A 16441-nucleotide genomic window follows, 5' to 3' on the forward strand; every position below is an offset into this window, starting at 1 on the left:
TTCCGCGCGGACCGGTTCCTGTGCTGTCGCCGACTCCCTGTCTATCGCGGACCATTGACTGCCGTCACCAACACGTTACGCTCGACGCCACGCGCCGGACCGGCGCCGCCGGCGGTCCGCGGGCTGCCGGCCGAGTTCGGAGGACCGCCCGCGAGGGGGTAGCCCGGTGATGGATCCGACTCCGTCCGCGCACGTCGACACCTTCGCCCGGGACCATCTGCCGCCGCCCGACCAGTGGCCCGTGCTGCTGCTGGACGACCCTGCCCCGGCCTATCCCGCGCGGCTCAACTGCGGTGCCGAGCTGCTGGACGGGACCATCGAGCGGCTGGGAGCCGACCGGCCCGCCTTCCACTCCGGCGGTCTGCCCCCGGCTCCCGGCGCGGCACCCGACCGGCCGCCGCCGCCCCGGCGCACCTGGTCGTACGGCGAACTGCGGGCCACCGTCGACCGGCTCGCGCACGTCCTCACCGGGGACCTGGGCGTGGTGCCCGGCAACCGGGTGCTGTTGCGCGGCCCGACCAGCCCGGAGCTGGCCGCCTGCTGGCTGGCGGTGATGAAGGCGGGCGCCGTGGCGGTGACGGTCCTGGCCGCCCACCGGGCGGGCGAGTTGGCGACCGTCTGCCGGCTGGCCCGGATCTCGCACGCGCTGTGCGACGTGCGGTCGGCGGACGAACTGGTCAAGGCGGAGGTACCCGGGCTGCGCACCGGCCTGTTCGGCGGCGGTGGCCCCGACGACGTACTGCGGGTGGCCGCCTCCCGGCCGGACCGGTTCGAGGCGGTGCCCACCGCGGCCGACGACGTGGCGCTGATCGCCTTCACCTCCGGGACCACCGGCCGCCCCAAGGGCTGCGCGCACTTCCACCGGGACGTCCTGGCCGTCGCGGACACCTTCGCCGCGCGGGTGCTGCGCCCGCACGCCGACGACGTGTTCGCCGGAACGCCTCCGCTGGGCTTCACCTTCGGGCTGGGCGGGCTGGTGGTCTTCCCGCTGCGGGTGGGCGCCTCGTCGCTGCTGGACCAGTGGGGCGGCGCCGCCCGCACCCCGGAGGCGATCGCGGCGCACCGGGTCTCGGTGCTGTTCACGGCGCCGACCGCCTACCGGGCGATGCTGGCGCGGCTGGCGGCCGAGCACCCCGGCGACGCCGGCGCCTGCGACCTGTCGTCGCTGCGCCGCTGCGTCTCCGCGGGCGAGCATCTGCCCGCCGCGACCTGGGAGGCGTGGCGGGAGCGGACGGGGTTGCGGATCATCGACGGGATCGGGGCGACGGAACTGCTGCACATCTTCCTCTCCGCCGCCGACGACGCGATCCGGCCCGGCCGCACGGGAGTTCCGGTCCCGGGGTTCCAGGCCCGCATCGTGACGGGCGACGCGCAGGGGGCGCTGGTGCCGGTGCCGGACGGCACCCCGGGACTGCTGGCGGTCCGCGGACCGGTCGGCTGCCGCTACCTGGCCGACGAGCGACAGCGTGCCTACGTGCGCGAGGGGTGGAACATCACCGGGGACACCTATGTACGCGACGCGGAGGGCTACTTCCGGTTCGTGGCGCGCGCCGACGACATGATCATTTCCGCGGGCAACAACATATCGGGCCCCGAGGTCGAGGAAGTGCTGCTGCGCCACCCGGAGGTGAGCGAGGCCGCCGTGGTCGGCTGCCCGGACGAGCACCGCGGGCAACTGGCCGTCGCACACGTCGTGCTCGCCGCCGGCGCACCGGACAGCGGGACGGCCGAGCGGCTGGCGACGCACGTGCGCGCGGAGCTGGCCCCCTACAAGTGCCCGCGCCGGTTCGTCTTCACCCCCGAGCTGCCGCGCACCCCCACCGGCAAACTGCAGCGCTTCCGGCTGCGGGACACCGGTCCGCCGGAGAGGCCCGGCACCCGCCGGGCCTAGAGTGACGGCGTGGTCCAGAACGTGTTCCCGCAGCTCGACGAGGCAGCCCACGCCCCGCGCGGCTCGCTCCGCAAGCCCTCGCCCGGCTCCCTCGTGCTCTCCTTCTACGGCGCCTACGGCCGAGAGCCGGAAGGCGGGGGCGCCGTACCGGTCGCCGCGCTGATCCGGCTGCTGGGCGCCCTCGGCGTGGACGCGCCCTCGGTCCGCTCGGCGGTCTCGCGGCTGAAGCGGCGCGGGCTGCTGGCCGCCGACAGACCCGGCAGCAGGGCGGCCGGATACCGCCCCTCGCCCGCTGCCGCGCAGCTGCTCGCGGACGGCGACCACCGCATCTACCACCGCCCCGAACCGGACGGCAGTTGGCTGCTGGCCGTCTTCTCCGTCCCGGAGAGCGAACGCGACCGGCGGCACGTGCTGCGCTCCCGGCTCACCCGCCTCGGCTTCGGCACCGCCGCACCCGGCGTGTGGATCGCGCCCGGGCACCTGGAGGCGGAGACCCGGCACTCGCTGGAGCGGCTGGAGCTGGCGCCGTACGTGGACCTGTTCCGGGGCAGCCACACCGGTTTCGCGCCGACGGCCGAAGCGGTGGCCCGATGGTGGGACCTGGAGGCGATGGCGGAGGGCCACCGCGCGTTCCTCGCCGTGCACGAGCCGGTACTGCGCCGCTGGGAGCGGCGCAGCCGGGTGCCCGCGGAGGCGGCCTACCGGGACTACCTGCTCGCGTTGGACGCCTGGCGGCGGCTCCCGTACGCCGATCCGGGCCTGCCGTCGGCGCTGCTGCCCGCGCGCTGGCCCGGCGAGCGGTCGGCGAAGGTGTTCGCCGGGCTGCACGCGAAGCTGCGCGACGCGGGGTACGGGTATGTGCGCGAGGTGTACGCGCAGACGCCGGGCCGCTGAGGCGCCGGGCCGCCCGGAATGCCGACGGGACCGTCGGGCAGCGGCCGGGGCCGCAGCGGGATGCGGCCGGGGCTCCGGGCCGTCGGCTCAGCGGCCCCCGCCGTCGCGCCGCGGGCCGTCGTCGCCGGTCCACCGGTCGTCCGGTGGCAGGTCGTCCTCGGGCGGCTCGTCCCACCACCGGTCGTCGGGCTCCCGCCGGTTGCCGACGATGGCGGCGAGCGGCGGGAGGATCATGGCGACGGCACACATGGCGACGGCGGCGGGCACCGACCACAGCCGCACGAAGGCCCAGGCGCTGACGAACAGCACCAGGCAGATGGCCATCAGCGTGAAGTACCGCCGTCGCCTCCGTGCGTACATACTTCCACCGTACGGCGGTGCGGGGGTCTCGTCAGGCGGAGCGGAGAGCGAAGCGCAGGGCGAGTTTCTCCAGCGCGTCGGCGGTGGCCTCGGGGTCGGTGAGCGGACTCAGATGGTGCGCGGTGCGCCGCAGCACCCGGTGCCCGAGAGCCTCCACCCGCATCGCGGTCTCCTCGTAGCGGGGGCTGAGCCGCAGGTAGGCCGTCCGGGCGGGGTCCGGGTCCGGGACGGCTGCCGGGGCGGGCTCCTGGAAGTAGGCGAGCGGTAGCCGCGGGAGGCCCGCGCGGAACCGGTCGCGCAGCACCGGGTCGGGGATCGCGTCGATCAGGTCCTGCTCGGCGAAGCAGATGTCCCAGGGCGGCAGCACGCCGTCCTCGGCCAGTTCGCGCAGGCGCGCGGCCTGCTCCGGCGGGAGGGCCGCCAGCCCGCTCCGCCCCGGGAGCGGCCACGGCGCGTCCACGTAGACCGTGCCGGCCACGGTGCGCGGCGGGCGGTGCCCGCGGGTGAGCAGTTCGCGGAGGGCGGGCAGCAGGGCACCCGCGGCACTGTGCCCGGCCAGGACGACAGGGGCGGCGGGGGCCGAGGGGGCGGCCAGCCGGCGGGCCACGGCGTCGAGCAGTTCCGGGTAGTAGGGCCCCGCGGTGTCGAAGACCGCGGTCAGGGAGGGAACGCTCACCGTGCGGCCCCGTACGCGCAGCGCCCCGGCGACGGGCTGCCAGAAGAGGTCTCCGGCGAGCGGATCGTGCACCAGCACCAGTTCGGCCTGGTTCAGAGCGGGCACATTCCTCCCCTTTCCGGCTTCGGCGGGCGTGCGCGCCGGCTCGCCCGTCCGCGCCCCGAAGGCGCCTTCCCCGGAGGCGGGGGATCGCGAACGGACCGCTCAGCCTAGACCCGTACGGGGCGGCGAGGCCTGGGGATTACTACATACCGCGCAGTTTGCAGCGGCAGGGACTACAGGGACAGACGGGGCTTCGGCGCATCGGTGCGGCCGGTGGGAGGCCTGCGGCTGCCCGCCCGGTACGGCTCGGGCCACGGCGCGCCGGGCCCCTGGTACTCCTGCTCGGCCGCCGCGTGCAGCGTCCAGTGCGGGTCGTACAGGTGCGGCCGGGCCAGCGCGCACAGGTCCGCGCGCCCGGCGAGGAGCAGGGAGTTGACGTCGTCCCAGGAGGAGACGGCCCCCACGGCGATGACCGGGATGCCCAGCCGGTTGCGGATGCGGTCGGCGAACGGGGTCTGGTAGGAGCGGCCCAGCGCGGGGCGCTCGTCGGCCACGACCTGGCCGGTCGAGACGTCGATGGCATCCGCGCCGTGCTCGGCGAAGGCGGCCGCGATCCGGACCGCGTCCTCCCCCGTGGTCCCGCCCGGCGCCCAGTCGGTGGCGGATATCCGCACCGTCATGGGGCGTTCGGCGGGCCACACCTCGCGCACCGCGTCGAAGACCTCCAGCGGGTAGCGCAGCCGCGCCGCCAGCGGGCCGCCGTAACCGTCGGTGCGCCGGTTGGTCAGCGGGGAGAGGAAGCCGGAGAGCAGATAGCCGTGTGCGCAGTGCAGCTCCAGCAGGTCGAAGCCGGCCCGGGCACCGCGTCGCGCCGCCGCGGTGAACTCCTCCCGGACGGCGGCCATCCCGGCGGGGGTCAGCTGCTGCGGGGTCTGGCTGACACCGGGCCGGTAGGGCAGCGGAGAGGCGGCGACCAGCGGCCAGTTGCCCTCGGGCAGCGGCTCGTCGATGCCCTCCCACATGCGCCTGGTGGAGCCCTTGCGCCCGGAGTGGCCGAGCTGCAGGCCGAGCGCGGCGGTCGGGGACTGGCGGTGCACGAAGGCGGCGATCCGCCGCCAGGCCGCCTCCTGTTCGTCGTTCCACAGCCCCGCGCAGCCCGGCGTGATGCGGCCCGGCTCGGAGACGCACACCATCTCGGTCATGGTCAGCCCGGCGCCGCCGAGGGTCCGCGCACCCAGGTGGACGAGGTGGAAGTCGCCGGGCACGCCGTGCTCGGACCGGTACATGTCCATCGGGGAGACGACCACCCGGTTGCGCAGCTCCAGTCCGCGCAGCCCGAAGGGGGTGAACATGGGCGGGGTGCCCGGCGGGATCCCCGCCTCCCGCTCCGTCGCGGCGACGAACGCGGGGTCGCGCAGCCTCAGGTTGGCGTGGGTGACGCGGCGGCTGCGGGTCAGCAGGTTGAAGGCGAACCGGTGCGGGGGCTGCGCGACATGGTCGGTCAGCTCCTCGAACCAGGTCAGGCTGGCGTGCGCGGCGCGCTGGGTGGACCGCACGACCGGCTTGCGCTCGGCTTCGTAGGCGGCCAGCGCGGCGGGGAGGTCGGGCTCCTCGCGCAGACGGGCCGCGAGCGCCAGGGCGTCCTCGACGGCGAGTTTGGTGCCCGAGCCGATGGAGAAGTGCGCCGTGTGCGCGGCGTCGCCGAGCAGCACGATGTTCCCGTGTGTCCAGCGCTCGTTGACGACGGTGCGGAAGGCGGTCCAGCGCGAGCGGTTGCCGTGCAGCGTGCGCCCGCGCAGTGTCGCGGGGAACAGCGCGGCGCATCGCTCGGCCGCGGCACGCTCGTCCAGCCGGTCCAGCCCCGCCGCCCGCCACACCTCCTCGCGGGCCTCGACCACGGCGGTCGAACGGTCCGGCGCGTAGGGGTAGGCGTGCAGTTGGAGGATGCCGTACGGGGTCTCGGCGATCTCGAAGCGGAAGGCGTCCGGCGCGAAGTCCGCGGCCAGCCAGATGTACCGGCAGCGGTGGGTGGTCAGCGCGGGCCGGAAGACGTCGGCGTGCGCGGCACGGGTGGCGCTGTGCACCCCGTCGGCGGCGACGACCAGGTCGTGGTCGCGGGCCAGTTCGGCGGCCGGGGGCGCCTGGGTGCGGAAGCGCAGCACCACCCCGAGCCCGCGGCACCGCTCGTGCAGCACCGACAGGAGCGTGCGGCGGCCGAGCGCCGCGAATCCGTGACCGCCGGAGGAGAGGGTCCGGCCGCGGTGCACGACCTCGATCGCGTCCCACCGCACCAGGTGTTCGCCCAGGGCGGCGAAGGCGTCCGGGTCGGCGTTCTCGATCCCGCCGACGGTCTCGTCGGAGAGGACGACCCCGAAGCCGAAGGTCTCGCCCGGGGCGTCGCGTTCGTAGACCGTCACCTCGCGCGCCGGGTCGAGCCGTTTGAGCAGCAGCGCGGCGTACAGTCCGCCGGGGCCGCCGCCGATGACGGCCACGCGCAGCGCCCGGTGCCCCGGGGACGGCGCCGGGTGCACCGCGGTCACGGCCTGCTCACCTGCCCCGCCAGGACGGCGGGCGCTTCTCGGTGAAGGCCGCGTGGAACTCCTGGTAGTCCTCGCCGTGCATCAGCAGCGCCTGGGTGGCGGCGTCGAGTTCGACGGCGCCGGACAGCGGGAGGTCCAGCTCGGCGGTGAGCAGCGCCTTGGTCTGTGCGTGGGCGAGCGCGGGACCGTCCGCGAGCCGCCGGGCCAGTGCGTCCGCGGCCGATCCGGCCGCGCCCTCCTCGGCCAACTGGCTGAGCAGGCCGATCCGTTCCGCCTCCGGTGCCCGCACCGGCTCCCCCAGCATCAGGATGCGGGTGGCGTGGCCGAGCCCGACCACCCGGGGCAGCAGGTAAGCAGCGCCCATGTCCCCGCCGGAGAGGCCGACGCGGGTGAAGAGGAAGGCGAACCGCGCGGTGGGGTCGGCCACCCGGAAGTCCGCCGCGAGTGCGAGCACCGCGCCCGCGCCCGCCGCCACCCCCTGCACGGCCGCCACCACGGGGAACGGCGCCTCCCGCAGGGCGCGGACGACCTGGCCGGTCATCCGGTTGAACTCCAGCAGCCGGGCGGTGTCCATCCGCAGGGTGGCGCCGATGATCTCGTCCACATCGCCGCCCGAGCAGAACCCGCGCCCCTCGCCCGCGAGCACCAGGGCCCGGGTGCGGTCGCGGTGCGACAGTTCGGCGAGCAGGTCGCGGAGGTCGGCGTACGCCTCGAAGGTGAGCGCGTTCAGTTTCTCCGGCCGGTCGAGCGTCACGGTGGTGACGCCCTTCTCCTCGGCGACCCGCAGATGCCGCCATTCCTCGGTGCGCTGCGCAGATCCGGTGAACGGGCTCATTCCGCGGCCTCCGTCGCTCCGTCGGCAAACCGTCGGCCTCCCGCCAGGTCGGTCGGGCCGGCCACCGCGTCGAACGTATCACTGGGATATGACTGTCGTCACGAGTGCGCGATAGACAGTACGGGTCAGGACCCCATCGCCGCCGCAGCACGCTCCGCCCTCACCTGTCATCCGATCGGGGGACCGCAGAGGTGCGGGAACGGTTCGTCTCACAGGGGCGTGCATACGGTCCCCGACATGCGAGCGGCACAGCACGGCGGCGCAGCTGCCGCGACCCTGGACGGCCGTGCGGACGGCATCGACGGCCCCGCGGACGGCCCCGGCCACCCCGGCGGGCCCGGCGACACCGCGAAGTTCCCCCGCGCCTCCGCCGACGGCACCGCCGTCGGGCCGGAAGGGGCCGCACGGGCACCTGCCGTCAGCGCCCTGCACCTGTCCGCCTTCCGCGCGCTGCGCACCCGCACCGTCCCGCTGGGGCCGGTCACCGTGCTGACGGGGCCCAGCGGCAGCGGCAAGTCCACCGTCCTGGAGGCGTACGAGGCGCTGGCCCGGCTCGGCCAGGGCAGCACGCTGGACGAGGTATTCGGCACACCGTCCGCCCCGCCCGCGGGGCACTCGCCCTACGTACCGCGGACCGCCAGGCCCGACCGACAGGGACGGCGCGGCTTCCGGCTCGGCTGCACCGTGGCGGGCCCGGCCGGAGTGCTCCGCTTTGACGTCGCCGTCCAGGCGGAACCCGAACTGCGCGTCGTGGGCGAACGGTTGTCCGCGCACTCCGGCGAGACGCTGCTGTCCACGGCACTGCGGGACCCGGCCCGGCGCGCGGTCGCGGCCACCTGCCCGGCGGCGGGCCCGTCCCGGACCCTGCGGATGCCCGACGACCGGCTGACCCTGCCGCTGCTGCCGCTGCGGGTCGCCGGGACGACACCCGAGGAACAAGTGCTGCTGGAGGCGGTCGAGCAGGTCGTGGTCGCGCTGCGCTCGGTCTTCGCCTGTGCACCGGTGCCCGCGCGGATGCGGCAGCCGGTGACGGCCCGGGACGGGAGGCTGCGCGGCGACTGCCGCAACCTCGCGGACGTCCTGCGCCGCACCGGATCGGAGTGCGGCACCCGGCACGCGGCCCTGCTGACCGCGGTGCGGGAGGGCTGCGCCGGGCCGGTCGCCGAGCTGCGCGCGGAACCGGCCGGGCCCGGCCGCGGGCAGGAGTCGGAGCTGGTGCGAGGCGTCCTGGTGCGGGACGACGGCGGGCCGGGCACGCCCCTGGAGTGGCTGGGCGAGGGCGAGTTGCGGTTCACCGCGCTGGCGCTCGTCCTGCTGACCGGACCCGGGGTGCTGTCGGTGGACACGGTGCACGAGGTACCGGCGGCGCGGCAGGCGCTCACGGTGCTGGCGGACGGCGCGGACCGGGAGCTGGACGGGCGGCAGGCGGCCGGACTCCTGGCGCTCGCCCGGCGGATGGCCGAGCGCGGCCATGTACGGCTGCTGGCCACGAGTACCGCCGGCGGCGCACTGGCCCGGGAGGCGGCGTCGACCGGCGGGCCGCTGCTGGTAGACCTTGGAGGGTGAACGCAGAGCACGACGACGCAGACGAGGCACACACCGGCGCCGCTGAAGGGGCCGGTGGCCACCGGGAGACTCCCCGCACGGTCGCGGAACTCCAACGACGACTCGCCCGGTTCGCCGAGGCACGGGACTGGGGGCAATACCACACCCCCAAGAACCTGGCGGCGGCGCTGAGCGTGGAGGCTGCCGAACTGGTGGAGATCTTCCAGTGGTTGACCCCGGAGCAGTCGGCACGGGTGATGGCGGACGCGGAGGGCGCCGCGCGGGTCGAGGACGAGGTCGCGGATGTCCTCGCGTATCTGCTCCAGTTCTGCCACGTGGTGGGGGTCGACCCCCTCGCGGCGCTGGAAGCGAAGATCGAGAGGAACGAATCGCGTTTCCCGAAGCCCGGAACCGGTCACTCTATGGAGTGAAGAACTTCGAGGCACGAGCCTTTTATCCACGATATTCCGAAACCTCCTGGCGGAGCTGGCCCAATTCAGTCACGCTGGGTGACGACCAGTGAGGGGTAGGCAGATGGACGCAGGCCGGCTCATCGCCGCCACACGCCAGGCCCTCGCGCTCAGCGCGGACGTGTCCGACACTCTCGCCGAGGCATGGCAGGCGCAGGCACTCGCGGCGGCGGTCGGCAGCCATCTCGCGGTCAGCGGCCCCCCGGCGGTCCGGTCCGAGGCGCTGGGCCTGAGCGAGGTGGGCGGCAGGGCCAACGGCTCCAGGAACCAGGCGATGCGGGCCGGAGCGGTGCGCGCGGCCCAGCTCTCGGAGATCGACGACCCCCGGCGCACACTGGACGACCTGGGCGCGCTCCTGGGCGAGGCGGGGGTCGCCCTGGTCGGCGTCGCGGTCACGGCGGAGGAGGAGACGCTGTACTGGCAGTGCATGGAGGCCATCGACGCGGCCGACGAGTCGGGCGACCGGATCGCCGCGATCCTCCGCACCCTGGCCATGCGGGAACGCGGCAGCCTGGCCTGACCGCACGGCGACCGCGGCTCTACTCCCCGCAGCCGGCGACGAGTTCGTACCCGGCCTCGTCCACCGCCTCGCGGACGGCCGCGAGGCCGGGAAGCGCGGTGCCGAGGAGGGTGACGGTGTCGCGCTCGACGTCGACCAGCACCTCGGCGACCCCCGGGAGCCGGCCCAGCTCCGCGGTGACGGCCTCGGCGCAGTGGCCGCAGGCCATCCCCAGCACCGTGTAGCTGCGGCCGCGGGCACCCGGCGCGCTCACGCGGCGGCCTCCGGTGCGTCCGGGAGATGCCGGGTCCCCTCCGGGACGTGGCGGGTGAGCATCCTGGCCCGGCGCAGCCGCCCGTCGGGGGTGAACCGGCCGAAGAAGCAGACCTCGATCGCGAACTCCCGCTTCCCGTCTCGCACCTGCATCGTGTACCGCGCGGCGAGCCGGTCCCCGGCCGTCAGCGCCTCGTGGACGGTCATCTCGAGCTTCGGCCGCCGTTTGCGGGTGGGGCGGGTGTGGGCGACCAGTTTCGCGCGGTCCATCCGGTGGCCGTCGGCGATCTGCTCGACGTCGGGCGTGTGGAAGCGGTCGACGATCGCCGCCGCCTCCTCGTCGCCACAGTCGCCGCCGTCGCCGCCGACGAGTGCGGCGTGGAACCCCGTGACGAAATCGGCGATGAAGCGCCGGGGTTCGGTGGTGCCGAACGGGCTCATGCGACCTCCAACTCCTAGAACTCTTACACGTTGTATGAATTGCACCGTAGCTGTTCGGCGGCATCTTTGACAAGGTGTAAGAGATGTCTCCTTCTCCGTCGTCTCCGTCCCCCTCTCAGGACCGCTCCCGCAACCGCCGTGCCGACGCCCGCCGCAGCAGGGCGTCGATCCTGGACGCGGCGATCCGGCTGCTGAACGAACGCCCGGACGCCAGCGTCGAGGCCGTCGCCACCGCGGCGGGCGTGACGCGGCAGACCGTCTACGCGCACTTCCCCTCCCGGGAGCGGCTGCTGGCCGCGACGCTGGACCGGCTCACCGAGCGGACCGCCGCCGCCATGGCCGCCGCCGAACCGGACTCCGGCCCGGCAGCCGAAGCGCTGCTGCGGCTGCTGGACGCGGCCGAGCGGTGCACCGCCGAACACCCGGGGCTCGTCCGGGCCGCGGCGGCGCTGCCGACGGACGCGCGGGAGGACGCGGAGCGGCACGTGGCCGTCGCCGAGTTGCTGGAGCGGGTCGTCCGGCGCGGCCGGCACGACGGCGAGTTCGACGACGGGCTTCCGGCGGACTGGCTGGTCTCCGCCGTCATCGCCCTCGCGCACACCGCGAGCGAGCAGGCGGAGGCCGGACGGCTGTCCCCGGACCGGGCCCGCGAGGTCCTCCGCACCAGCCTGCTCCGCCTTCTGGGGACCGGCTCCGGTCGGGCCGCGGAGGGCGCCGGGACCGGTGGGACCGGCGGGGGCGAGGCCCGGGACGGCTGAAGCAGGTCCGGCACGACCGGGGCGGGCGCACCGGCCCGAGCCGGTGCCCGCGCTCCGCGACGCCGTGCGACCAGGCAATATAGGGGCATGCGACTGCGAATCTTCACCGAGCCCCAGCAGGGGGCCGACTACGACACGCTGCTGAAGGTCGCGAAGGCCACCGAAGACCTCGGCTTCGACGCGTTCTACCGCTCCGACCACTATCTGGCCATGGGCGACTCCGACGGACTGCCCGGACCCACCGACGCCTGGATCACCCTGGCCGGGCTCGCCCGGGAGACCAGCCGCATCCGGCTGGGCACGCTCATGACCGCCGGGACCTTCCGGCTGCCGGGGCCGCTGGCCATCCAGGTGGCCCAGGTGGACGCCATGTCCGGCGGCCGCGTCGACTTCGGCCTCGGCGCGGGGTGGTTCGAGGCGGAGCACACCGCCTACGGCATTCCCTTCCCCAAGGAGAAGTTCGGCCGGCTGGAGGAGCAGCTCGCGATCATCACCGGGCTGTGGGAGACCCCGGTGGGTGAGACGTTCAGCCACCAGGGCACCCACTACCAGCTCACCGACTCCCCCGCGCTGCCCAAGCCGCGCCAGGAGCACATCCCGGTCCTGGTGGGCGGCTTCGGGGCCACGCGCACGCCGCGGCTGGCCGCGCGCTACGCGGACGAGTTCAACGTGCCCTTCGGCTCCCTCGCGGACACCGAGCGGCAGTTCGACCGGGTGCGGGCCGCCGCCCGGGAGCGCGGCCGCGACGCCGCGGACCTGGTGTACTCCAACGCGCTGGTGGCCTGTGTGGGCAGGGACGACGCGGAGGTGGCCCGCCGCGCGGCGGCCATCGGCCGCGAGGTGTCCGAGCTGAAGGAGAACGGACTGGCGGGCACGCCGGAGGAGGTCGTGGACCGGATCGGCCGGTTCGGCGAGCTGGGCAGCTCCCGCGTCTACCTCCAGATCCTCGACCTGGGCGACCTGGACCACCTGGCACTGATCGCGGACCAGGTGCAGGCCAAGCTGTCGTGACCCCGCACCCCGCGTCCCCGCTCGCCCGGGCGCTCGACCGGGGCACCGTACTGCTGGACGGCGGGCTCGCCGACCAGTTGGCGGCCCAGGGCAACGACCTCGGCGACGAGCTGTGGTCGGCCCGCCTGCTGGCCGAGGCGCCCGGGGAGGTCGAGGCCGCGCACGCGGCGTACGTCCGGGCCGGGGCGCGGGTGCTGATCACCGCCAGCTACCAGGCGTCGTTCGAGGGCTTCGGGCGCCGCGGCCGGGATGCGGCGCAGGCCGCGGCACTGTTCCGGCGCAGCGTGGAGCTGGCGCGGGCGGCGGCGCGGGGCGCGACCGGCGAGCAGGTGTGGGTCGCGGCCTCGGTCGGCCCCTACGGCGCGGTGCTCGCGGACGGCAGCGAGTACCGGGGCCGGTACGGACTGGGCGTCGCGGAGCTGGCCGACTTCCACCGGCCGCGGATCGAGGCGCTGGCTGCGGCGGAGCCGGACGTCCTCGCACTGGAGACGGTGCCCGACGCGGTGGAGGCCGAGGCCCTGCTGCGGGCCGCGGCGGACTGCGGGCTGCCGGTGTGGCTGAGCTGCACGGTGGCGGGCGGGCGCACCCGTGCGGGGCAGCCGCTGGCCGAGGCGTTCGGGCCCGCCGCCGGCAATCCGCAGGTGCTCGCGGTGGGCGTGAACTGCTGTGCGTCCGAGGAGGTGGACGCGGCGCTGGAGGCGGCCGCGCGCGCGTGCCCGGGGGTGCCGCTGGTCGCCTATCCGAACAGCGGCGAGGGCTGGGACGCGGCACGGGCCCGCTGGACGGGGTCGCCGTCGTTCGCGGCGCGGCGGGTTCCGGGGTGGGTGGCGCGCGGGGCCCGGCTGGTCGGCGGCTGCTGCCGGGTGGGGCCGCGGGACATCGCCGCGGTGGGGCGGATGCTGCGGCAGGACGGCTGAATCGGGCGGGGCACGTGCGGCGGCGGGGCCTGCCGGCTCCTCGCGGTGCGCGGGGCGCTCCGTCAGGATGAGCGCATGGGATTCCATGTCGACTCCGAGACCGGGCGGCTGCGCCGCGTCATCGTGCACCGGCCGGGGCTCGAACTCAAGCGGCTCACCCCCACCAACAAGGACGAGCTCCTCTTCGACGACGTGCTGTGGGTGCGCCGGGCGCTGGAGGAGCACGACGCGTTCGCCGGTACGCTGCGCGAACTCGGCGTCGAGGTGCATCTGTTCGGGGATCTGCTGGCGGAGGCGCTCGATGTCCCCGCCGCCCGCGCGCTGGTCCTGGACCGGGTCTTCGACGAGAAGGAGTACGGGCTGCTGGCCACCGACCATCTGCGGGACTCCTTCGACCGGCTGCCGACGGCCGAGCTGGCCGAGGCGCTGATCGGGGGCATGACCAAGCGGGAGTATCTGGAGCGCTGTGCCGAGCCGGCGTCGGTGCGCTTCCATGTGATGGACGAGGACGACTTCCTGCTGGCCCCGCTGCCCAACCACATCTTCACCCGGGACACCTCGGCGTGGGTGTACGACGGGGTGTGCATCAACGCGATGCGCTGGCCGGCGCGGCAGCGCGAGACCGTCCACTTCGAGGCCGTCTACCGGCACCATCCGCTGTTCGCGGCTGCCGCGGACGGCGGTTCCGGCGGCGGTTTCCACACCTGGGCGGGTGGCCAGTCGGCGTACCCGGCCACCATCGAGGGCGGCGACGTGCTGGTGCTGGGCAACGGCGCGGTGCTGGTCGGGATGAGTGAGCGGACCACCCCGCAGGCCGTGGAGACGCTGGCGCACGGGCTGTTCGCGCAGGGCTCGGCCCGGTCGATCGTCGCGCTGGACATGCCCAAGCGACGGGCCTTCATGCATCTGGACACGGTGCTGACGATGGTCGACGGGGAGACCTTCACCCAGTACGAGGGGCTGGGCATGCTGCGCTCGTACACGATCGAGCCGGGGTCCGGCGCCCAGGAGCTGAAGGTCTCCGACCACGCACCGGAGCACATGCACCGGGCCGTCGCGGCGGCGCTGGGGCTGGACCGGATCCGGGTGCTGACCGCGACGCAGGACGTGCGCTCCGCCGAGCGGGAGCAGTGGGACGACGGCTGCAACGTGCTGGCCGTCGAGCCGGGTGTCGTGGTGGCCTACGACCGGAACGTGACGACCAACACGCACCTGCGGCGGCAGGGTGTCGAGGTGGTGGAGATCCCCGGTGGCGAGCTGGGGCGGGGGCGCGGCGGGCCGCGCTGTATGAGCTGCCCGGTGGAGCGCGACCCGGTCGTATAGGAATTCGGTGTGCCGTATATAATTGCGGACAGCATTGCACGCGCGCACCTAGGAGCCCCCATGGCAGCAGACCTCACCGGCCGCCACTTCCTCAAGGAGCTGGACTTCACGCCGGAGGAGTTCGGCGGCCTGGTCTCCCTGGCCGCCGAGCTGAAGGCGGCGAAGCGGGAGGGCACCGAGCAGCCGCGGCTGCGGGGCCGGAACATCGCGCTGCTCTTCGAGAAGGCCTCCACCCGCACGCGCTGCGCCTTCGAGGTCGCCGCCGCCGACCAGGGAGCGCACACCACCTACCTGGACCCGGCCGGCTCACACCTGGGCGTGAAGGAGTCCATAAAGGACACCGCACGCGTGCTCGGGCGGATGTTCGACGGGATCCAGTACCGCGGCAGCGGCCAGGAGAAGGTCGAGGAGCTGGCCGCGCACGCGGGGGTGCCGGTCTTCAACGGGCTCACCGACGCGTGGCACCCCACCCAGATGCTCGCCGACGTGCTCACCATGACCGAGCACGCACCGGGCGCGCCCGGCCGGCCGCCGGCGGAGCTCGCGTACGCGTACCTGGGCGACGCGCGCAACAACATGGGCAACTCCTACCTGGTCACCGGGGCGCTGCTGGGGATGGACGTACGTATCGCGGCCCCGCGCCCGCTGTGGCCCGAGGAACCGGTGGTCGCCCGGGCCCGCGAAGTGGCCGGGCGCACCGGCGCGCGGATCACCCTGACCGAGGACGTGGCCGAGGGCGTCGCCGGAGCCGACTTCCTCGCCACCGACGTCTGGGTCTCCATGGGCGAGCCGCAGCAGGCGTGGGCCGAGCGGATCGCACTCCTGAAGCCGTACGCGGTGACCATGGACGTCCTGCGGGCCACCGGGAACCCCGAGGTGCGCTTCCTGCACTGCCTGCCGGCCTTCCACGACCTGGGCACGGCGGTGGCGCGGGAGATCCACGAGCAGCACGGGCTGACCTCGCTGGAGGTCACCGACGAGGTGTTCGAGTCGCCGTACTCGGTCGTCTTCGACCAGGCCGAGAACCGGCTGCACACGATCAAGGCCGTGCTGGTGGCCACGCTGGGCTGAGGCCGGCCGGACACCCGGCCGGCCGAGCACACCGAAGCCGGCCGGGCGCCCGCCACCCGTACAGCTGTGCGCATAGTCATACGGTTATCCGCGAGATCATGCAGCCGCGGCACTTACGATGGAGGGCACCTCGAAGGGTCCGGGCACCCGCCCGGACCCTTCCCTTGTGTCCCCGTGCCAGGCATCCCTGCGCACGTCCCGCGTGTGCGCCCACCCCCCGCACACCCCCGCACCACCCTGGAAGTCCCATGCCCCGCACCGGCCTGCGCCTGAAGTCCCCCGATCAGCTGGTCGCCGAGTCCGGCGCCGATCCGGAGGGGCACGGCCTCAAGCGCACCCTCGGCCCGTTCCAGCTCGTGTGCTTCGGCGTCGGCGCGATCGTCGGCACCGGCATCTTCGTCGGCCTGTCCGACACCGTCGCCGAGGCCGGTCCCGCCGTCCTCGTCTCGTTCGTCCTGGCCGCACTGACCTGCGTCTTCACCGCCTTCTCCTTCGCCGAGCTGGGCAGCGCCATCCCGGTCTCGGGCAGCTCCTACTCCTACGCCTACGCCGCACTCGGGGAGCGTGCGGCGTTCCTGGTGGGCTGGTGCCTGCTGCTGGAGTACGGCGTCTCGGTCTCCGCCGTCGCGATCGGCTGGGGGCAGTACCTCAACGAACTGCTGGAGAACACCGTGGGGGTGCGCATCCCGGCCGCCCTCGCCGACGCCCCGGGGCACGGCGGCGTCGTCAACGTGCCCGCGGTGGTCGTGATGCTGCTCGCCGCCGTGCTGCTGGTGCGCGGCGTACGGGAGAGCGCCCGGGCCACGGCCGCGATGGCCGTGATCAAGGTCGGCATCCTGGTGCTCTTCTGCGCCATCGCCTTCACCGCCTACGACGCCGGGAACCTCTCGCCGTT

General features: G+C 74.5%; 17 protein-coding genes. 11 read left to right on the forward strand and 6 right to left on the reverse strand.

The features are described from left to right. Positions 1 to 169 precede the first annotated feature (169 nt). Together A949_RS0117650 and A949_RS0117655 are read left to right on the forward strand one after the other, a co-directional pair. Positions 170 to 1891: an AMP-binding protein gene (locus A949_RS0117650; protein WP_019357350.1), complete on the forward strand. Its 1722-nt coding sequence runs from the start codon at positions 170 to 172 to the stop codon at positions 1889 to 1891. Between the two features lie 21 nt (positions 1892 to 1912). Then, complete coding sequence (locus A949_RS0117655; RefSeq protein ID WP_051019542.1) at positions 1913 to 2785, forward strand: PaaX family transcriptional regulator; 873 nt, start codon at positions 1913 to 1915, stop codon at positions 2783 to 2785. Positions 2786 to 2872: 87 nt separating this feature from the next. On the opposite strand, the gene A949_RS0117660 is transcribed toward A949_RS0117655, so the two are convergent. The 4 genes from A949_RS0117660 to A949_RS0117675 all read right to left on the reverse strand — a co-directional run bounded on the left by A949_RS0117660 (position 2873) and on the right by A949_RS0117675 (position 7238). Then, the gene (locus tag A949_RS0117660) at positions 2873 to 3145 is read right to left on the reverse strand and encodes a DUF3099 domain-containing protein (RefSeq protein WP_026004763.1); all 273 of its coding nucleotides are present in this window, start codon (positions 3143 to 3145) and stop codon (positions 2873 to 2875) included. A gap of 31 nt (positions 3146 to 3176) precedes the next feature. Next, positions 3177 to 3926: a hypothetical protein gene (locus tag A949_RS0117665; RefSeq protein WP_019357353.1), complete on the reverse strand. Its 750-nt coding sequence runs from the start codon at positions 3924 to 3926 to the stop codon at positions 3177 to 3179. Between the two features lie 170 nt (positions 3927 to 4096). Then, complete coding sequence (locus A949_RS0117670; protein ID WP_019357354.1) at positions 4097 to 6403, reverse strand: bifunctional salicylyl-CoA 5-hydroxylase/oxidoreductase; 2307 nt, start codon at positions 6401 to 6403, stop codon at positions 4097 to 4099. Between the two features lie 7 nt (positions 6404 to 6410). Further along, the gene (locus tag A949_RS0117675; RefSeq protein ID WP_019357355.1) at positions 6411 to 7238 is read right to left on the reverse strand and encodes an enoyl-CoA hydratase family protein; all 828 of its coding nucleotides are present in this window, start codon (positions 7236 to 7238) and stop codon (positions 6411 to 6413) included. 237 nt (positions 7239 to 7475) lie between these two features. Between A949_RS0117675 and A949_RS0117680 the strand changes: the two genes are divergently transcribed. The 3 genes from A949_RS0117680 (at position 7476) to A949_RS0117690 (ending at position 9773) form a co-directional block, all read left to right on the forward strand. After that, positions 7476 to 8804 (forward strand): AAA family ATPase, encoded by a 1329-nt coding sequence (locus tag A949_RS0117680; protein ID WP_019357356.1) that lies wholly within the window; start codon positions 7476 to 7478, stop codon positions 8802 to 8804. Continuing rightward, positions 8801 to 9214, forward strand: a complete 414-nt coding sequence (locus A949_RS0117685) for a nucleotide pyrophosphohydrolase (protein WP_019357357.1) — start codon at positions 8801 to 8803, stop codon at positions 9212 to 9214. Before A949_RS0117680 ends, A949_RS0117685 begins: the two co-directional genes overlap by 4 nt. 103 nt (positions 9215 to 9317) lie before the next feature. Next, entirely contained in the window at positions 9318 to 9773 is a 456-nt protein-coding gene (locus tag A949_RS0117690; protein ID WP_019357358.1) for a DUF6099 family protein, read from the forward strand. Between the two features lie 19 nt (positions 9774 to 9792). Here the strand turns inward: A949_RS0117690 and A949_RS0117695 are convergent, their stop codons facing one another. Both A949_RS0117695 and A949_RS0117700 read right to left on the reverse strand, forming a co-directional pair. After that, positions 9793 to 10026, reverse strand: a complete 234-nt coding sequence (locus A949_RS0117695) for a heavy-metal-associated domain-containing protein (RefSeq protein WP_019357359.1) — start codon at positions 10024 to 10026, stop codon at positions 9793 to 9795. Then, a complete protein-coding gene (locus A949_RS0117700) occupies positions 10023 to 10466 on the reverse strand; it encodes a nuclear transport factor 2 family protein (protein WP_019357360.1) in 444 nt (147 codons plus the stop codon). The genes A949_RS0117695 and A949_RS0117700 overlap by 4 nt, the downstream gene beginning before the upstream one ends. A gap of 83 nt (positions 10467 to 10549) precedes the next feature. Here A949_RS0117700 and A949_RS0117705 point away from each other — a divergent pair, with 83 nt between their 5' ends. The 6 genes from A949_RS0117705 to A949_RS0117730 all read left to right on the forward strand — a co-directional run. Further along, on the forward strand, positions 10550 to 11224 hold the full coding sequence (locus A949_RS0117705; protein ID WP_019357361.1) for a TetR/AcrR family transcriptional regulator: 675 nt from the start codon (positions 10550 to 10552) through the stop codon (positions 11222 to 11224). A gap of 87 nt (positions 11225 to 11311) precedes the next feature. After that, positions 11312 to 12235, forward strand: coding sequence for an LLM class F420-dependent oxidoreductase (locus tag A949_RS0117710; protein WP_019357362.1), 924 nt, complete (start codon positions 11312 to 11314; stop codon positions 12233 to 12235). Beyond that, complete coding sequence (mmuM, locus tag A949_RS0117715; protein ID WP_019357363.1) at positions 12232 to 13152, forward strand: homocysteine S-methyltransferase; 921 nt, start codon at positions 12232 to 12234, stop codon at positions 13150 to 13152. Before A949_RS0117710 ends, mmuM begins: the two co-directional genes overlap by 4 nt. A 75-nt stretch (positions 13153 to 13227) precedes the next feature. After that, entirely contained in the window at positions 13228 to 14475 is a 1248-nt protein-coding gene (locus tag A949_RS0117720; RefSeq protein ID WP_019357364.1) for an arginine deiminase, read from the forward strand. Positions 14476 to 14535: 60 nt separating this feature from the next. Further along, a complete protein-coding gene (gene argF, locus A949_RS0117725) occupies positions 14536 to 15546 on the forward strand; it encodes an ornithine carbamoyltransferase (protein WP_019357365.1) in 1011 nt (336 codons plus the stop codon). Between the two features lie 248 nt (positions 15547 to 15794). After that, positions 15795 to 16441 (forward strand): amino acid permease (locus tag A949_RS0117730; RefSeq protein ID WP_019357366.1); only part of this gene is annotated, 647 nt, incomplete at its 3' end.

This window comes from Streptomyces sp. AA1529, assembly GCF_000280905.1.
Classification (GTDB): domain Bacteria; phylum Actinomycetota; class Actinomycetes; order Streptomycetales; family Streptomycetaceae; genus Streptomyces.

Bases quoted from the DNA above. Each gene is read 5' to 3' on its own strand.
- A949_RS0117650 (WP_019357350.1), top strand. From the start codon at position 170: ATGGATCCGACTCCGTCCGCGCACGTCGACACCTTCGCCCGGGACCAT.
- A949_RS0117660 (WP_026004763.1), bottom strand. From the start codon at position 3,145: ATGTACGCACGGAGGCGACGGCGGTACTTCACGCTGATGGCCATCTGC.
- A949_RS0117675 (WP_019357355.1), bottom strand. From the start codon at position 7,238: ATGAGCCCGTTCACCGGATCTGCGCAGCGCACCGAGGAATGGCGGCAT.
- A949_RS0117680 (WP_019357356.1), top strand. From the start codon at position 7,476: ATGCGAGCGGCACAGCACGGCGGCGCAGCTGCCGCGACCCTGGACGGC.
- A949_RS0117690 (WP_019357358.1), top strand. From the start codon at position 9,318: ATGGACGCAGGCCGGCTCATCGCCGCCACACGCCAGGCCCTCGCGCTC.
- A949_RS0117700 (WP_019357360.1), bottom strand. From the start codon at position 10,466: ATGAGCCCGTTCGGCACCACCGAACCCCGGCGCTTCATCGCCGATTTC.
- A949_RS0117705 (WP_019357361.1), top strand. From the start codon at position 10,550: ATGTCTCCTTCTCCGTCGTCTCCGTCCCCCTCTCAGGACCGCTCCCGC.
- A949_RS0117710 (WP_019357362.1), top strand. From the start codon at position 11,312: ATGCGACTGCGAATCTTCACCGAGCCCCAGCAGGGGGCCGACTACGAC.
- A949_RS0117720 (WP_019357364.1), top strand. From the start codon at position 13,228: ATGGGATTCCATGTCGACTCCGAGACCGGGCGGCTGCGCCGCGTCATC.
- argF (WP_019357365.1), top strand. From the start codon at position 14,536: ATGGCAGCAGACCTCACCGGCCGCCACTTCCTCAAGGAGCTGGACTTC.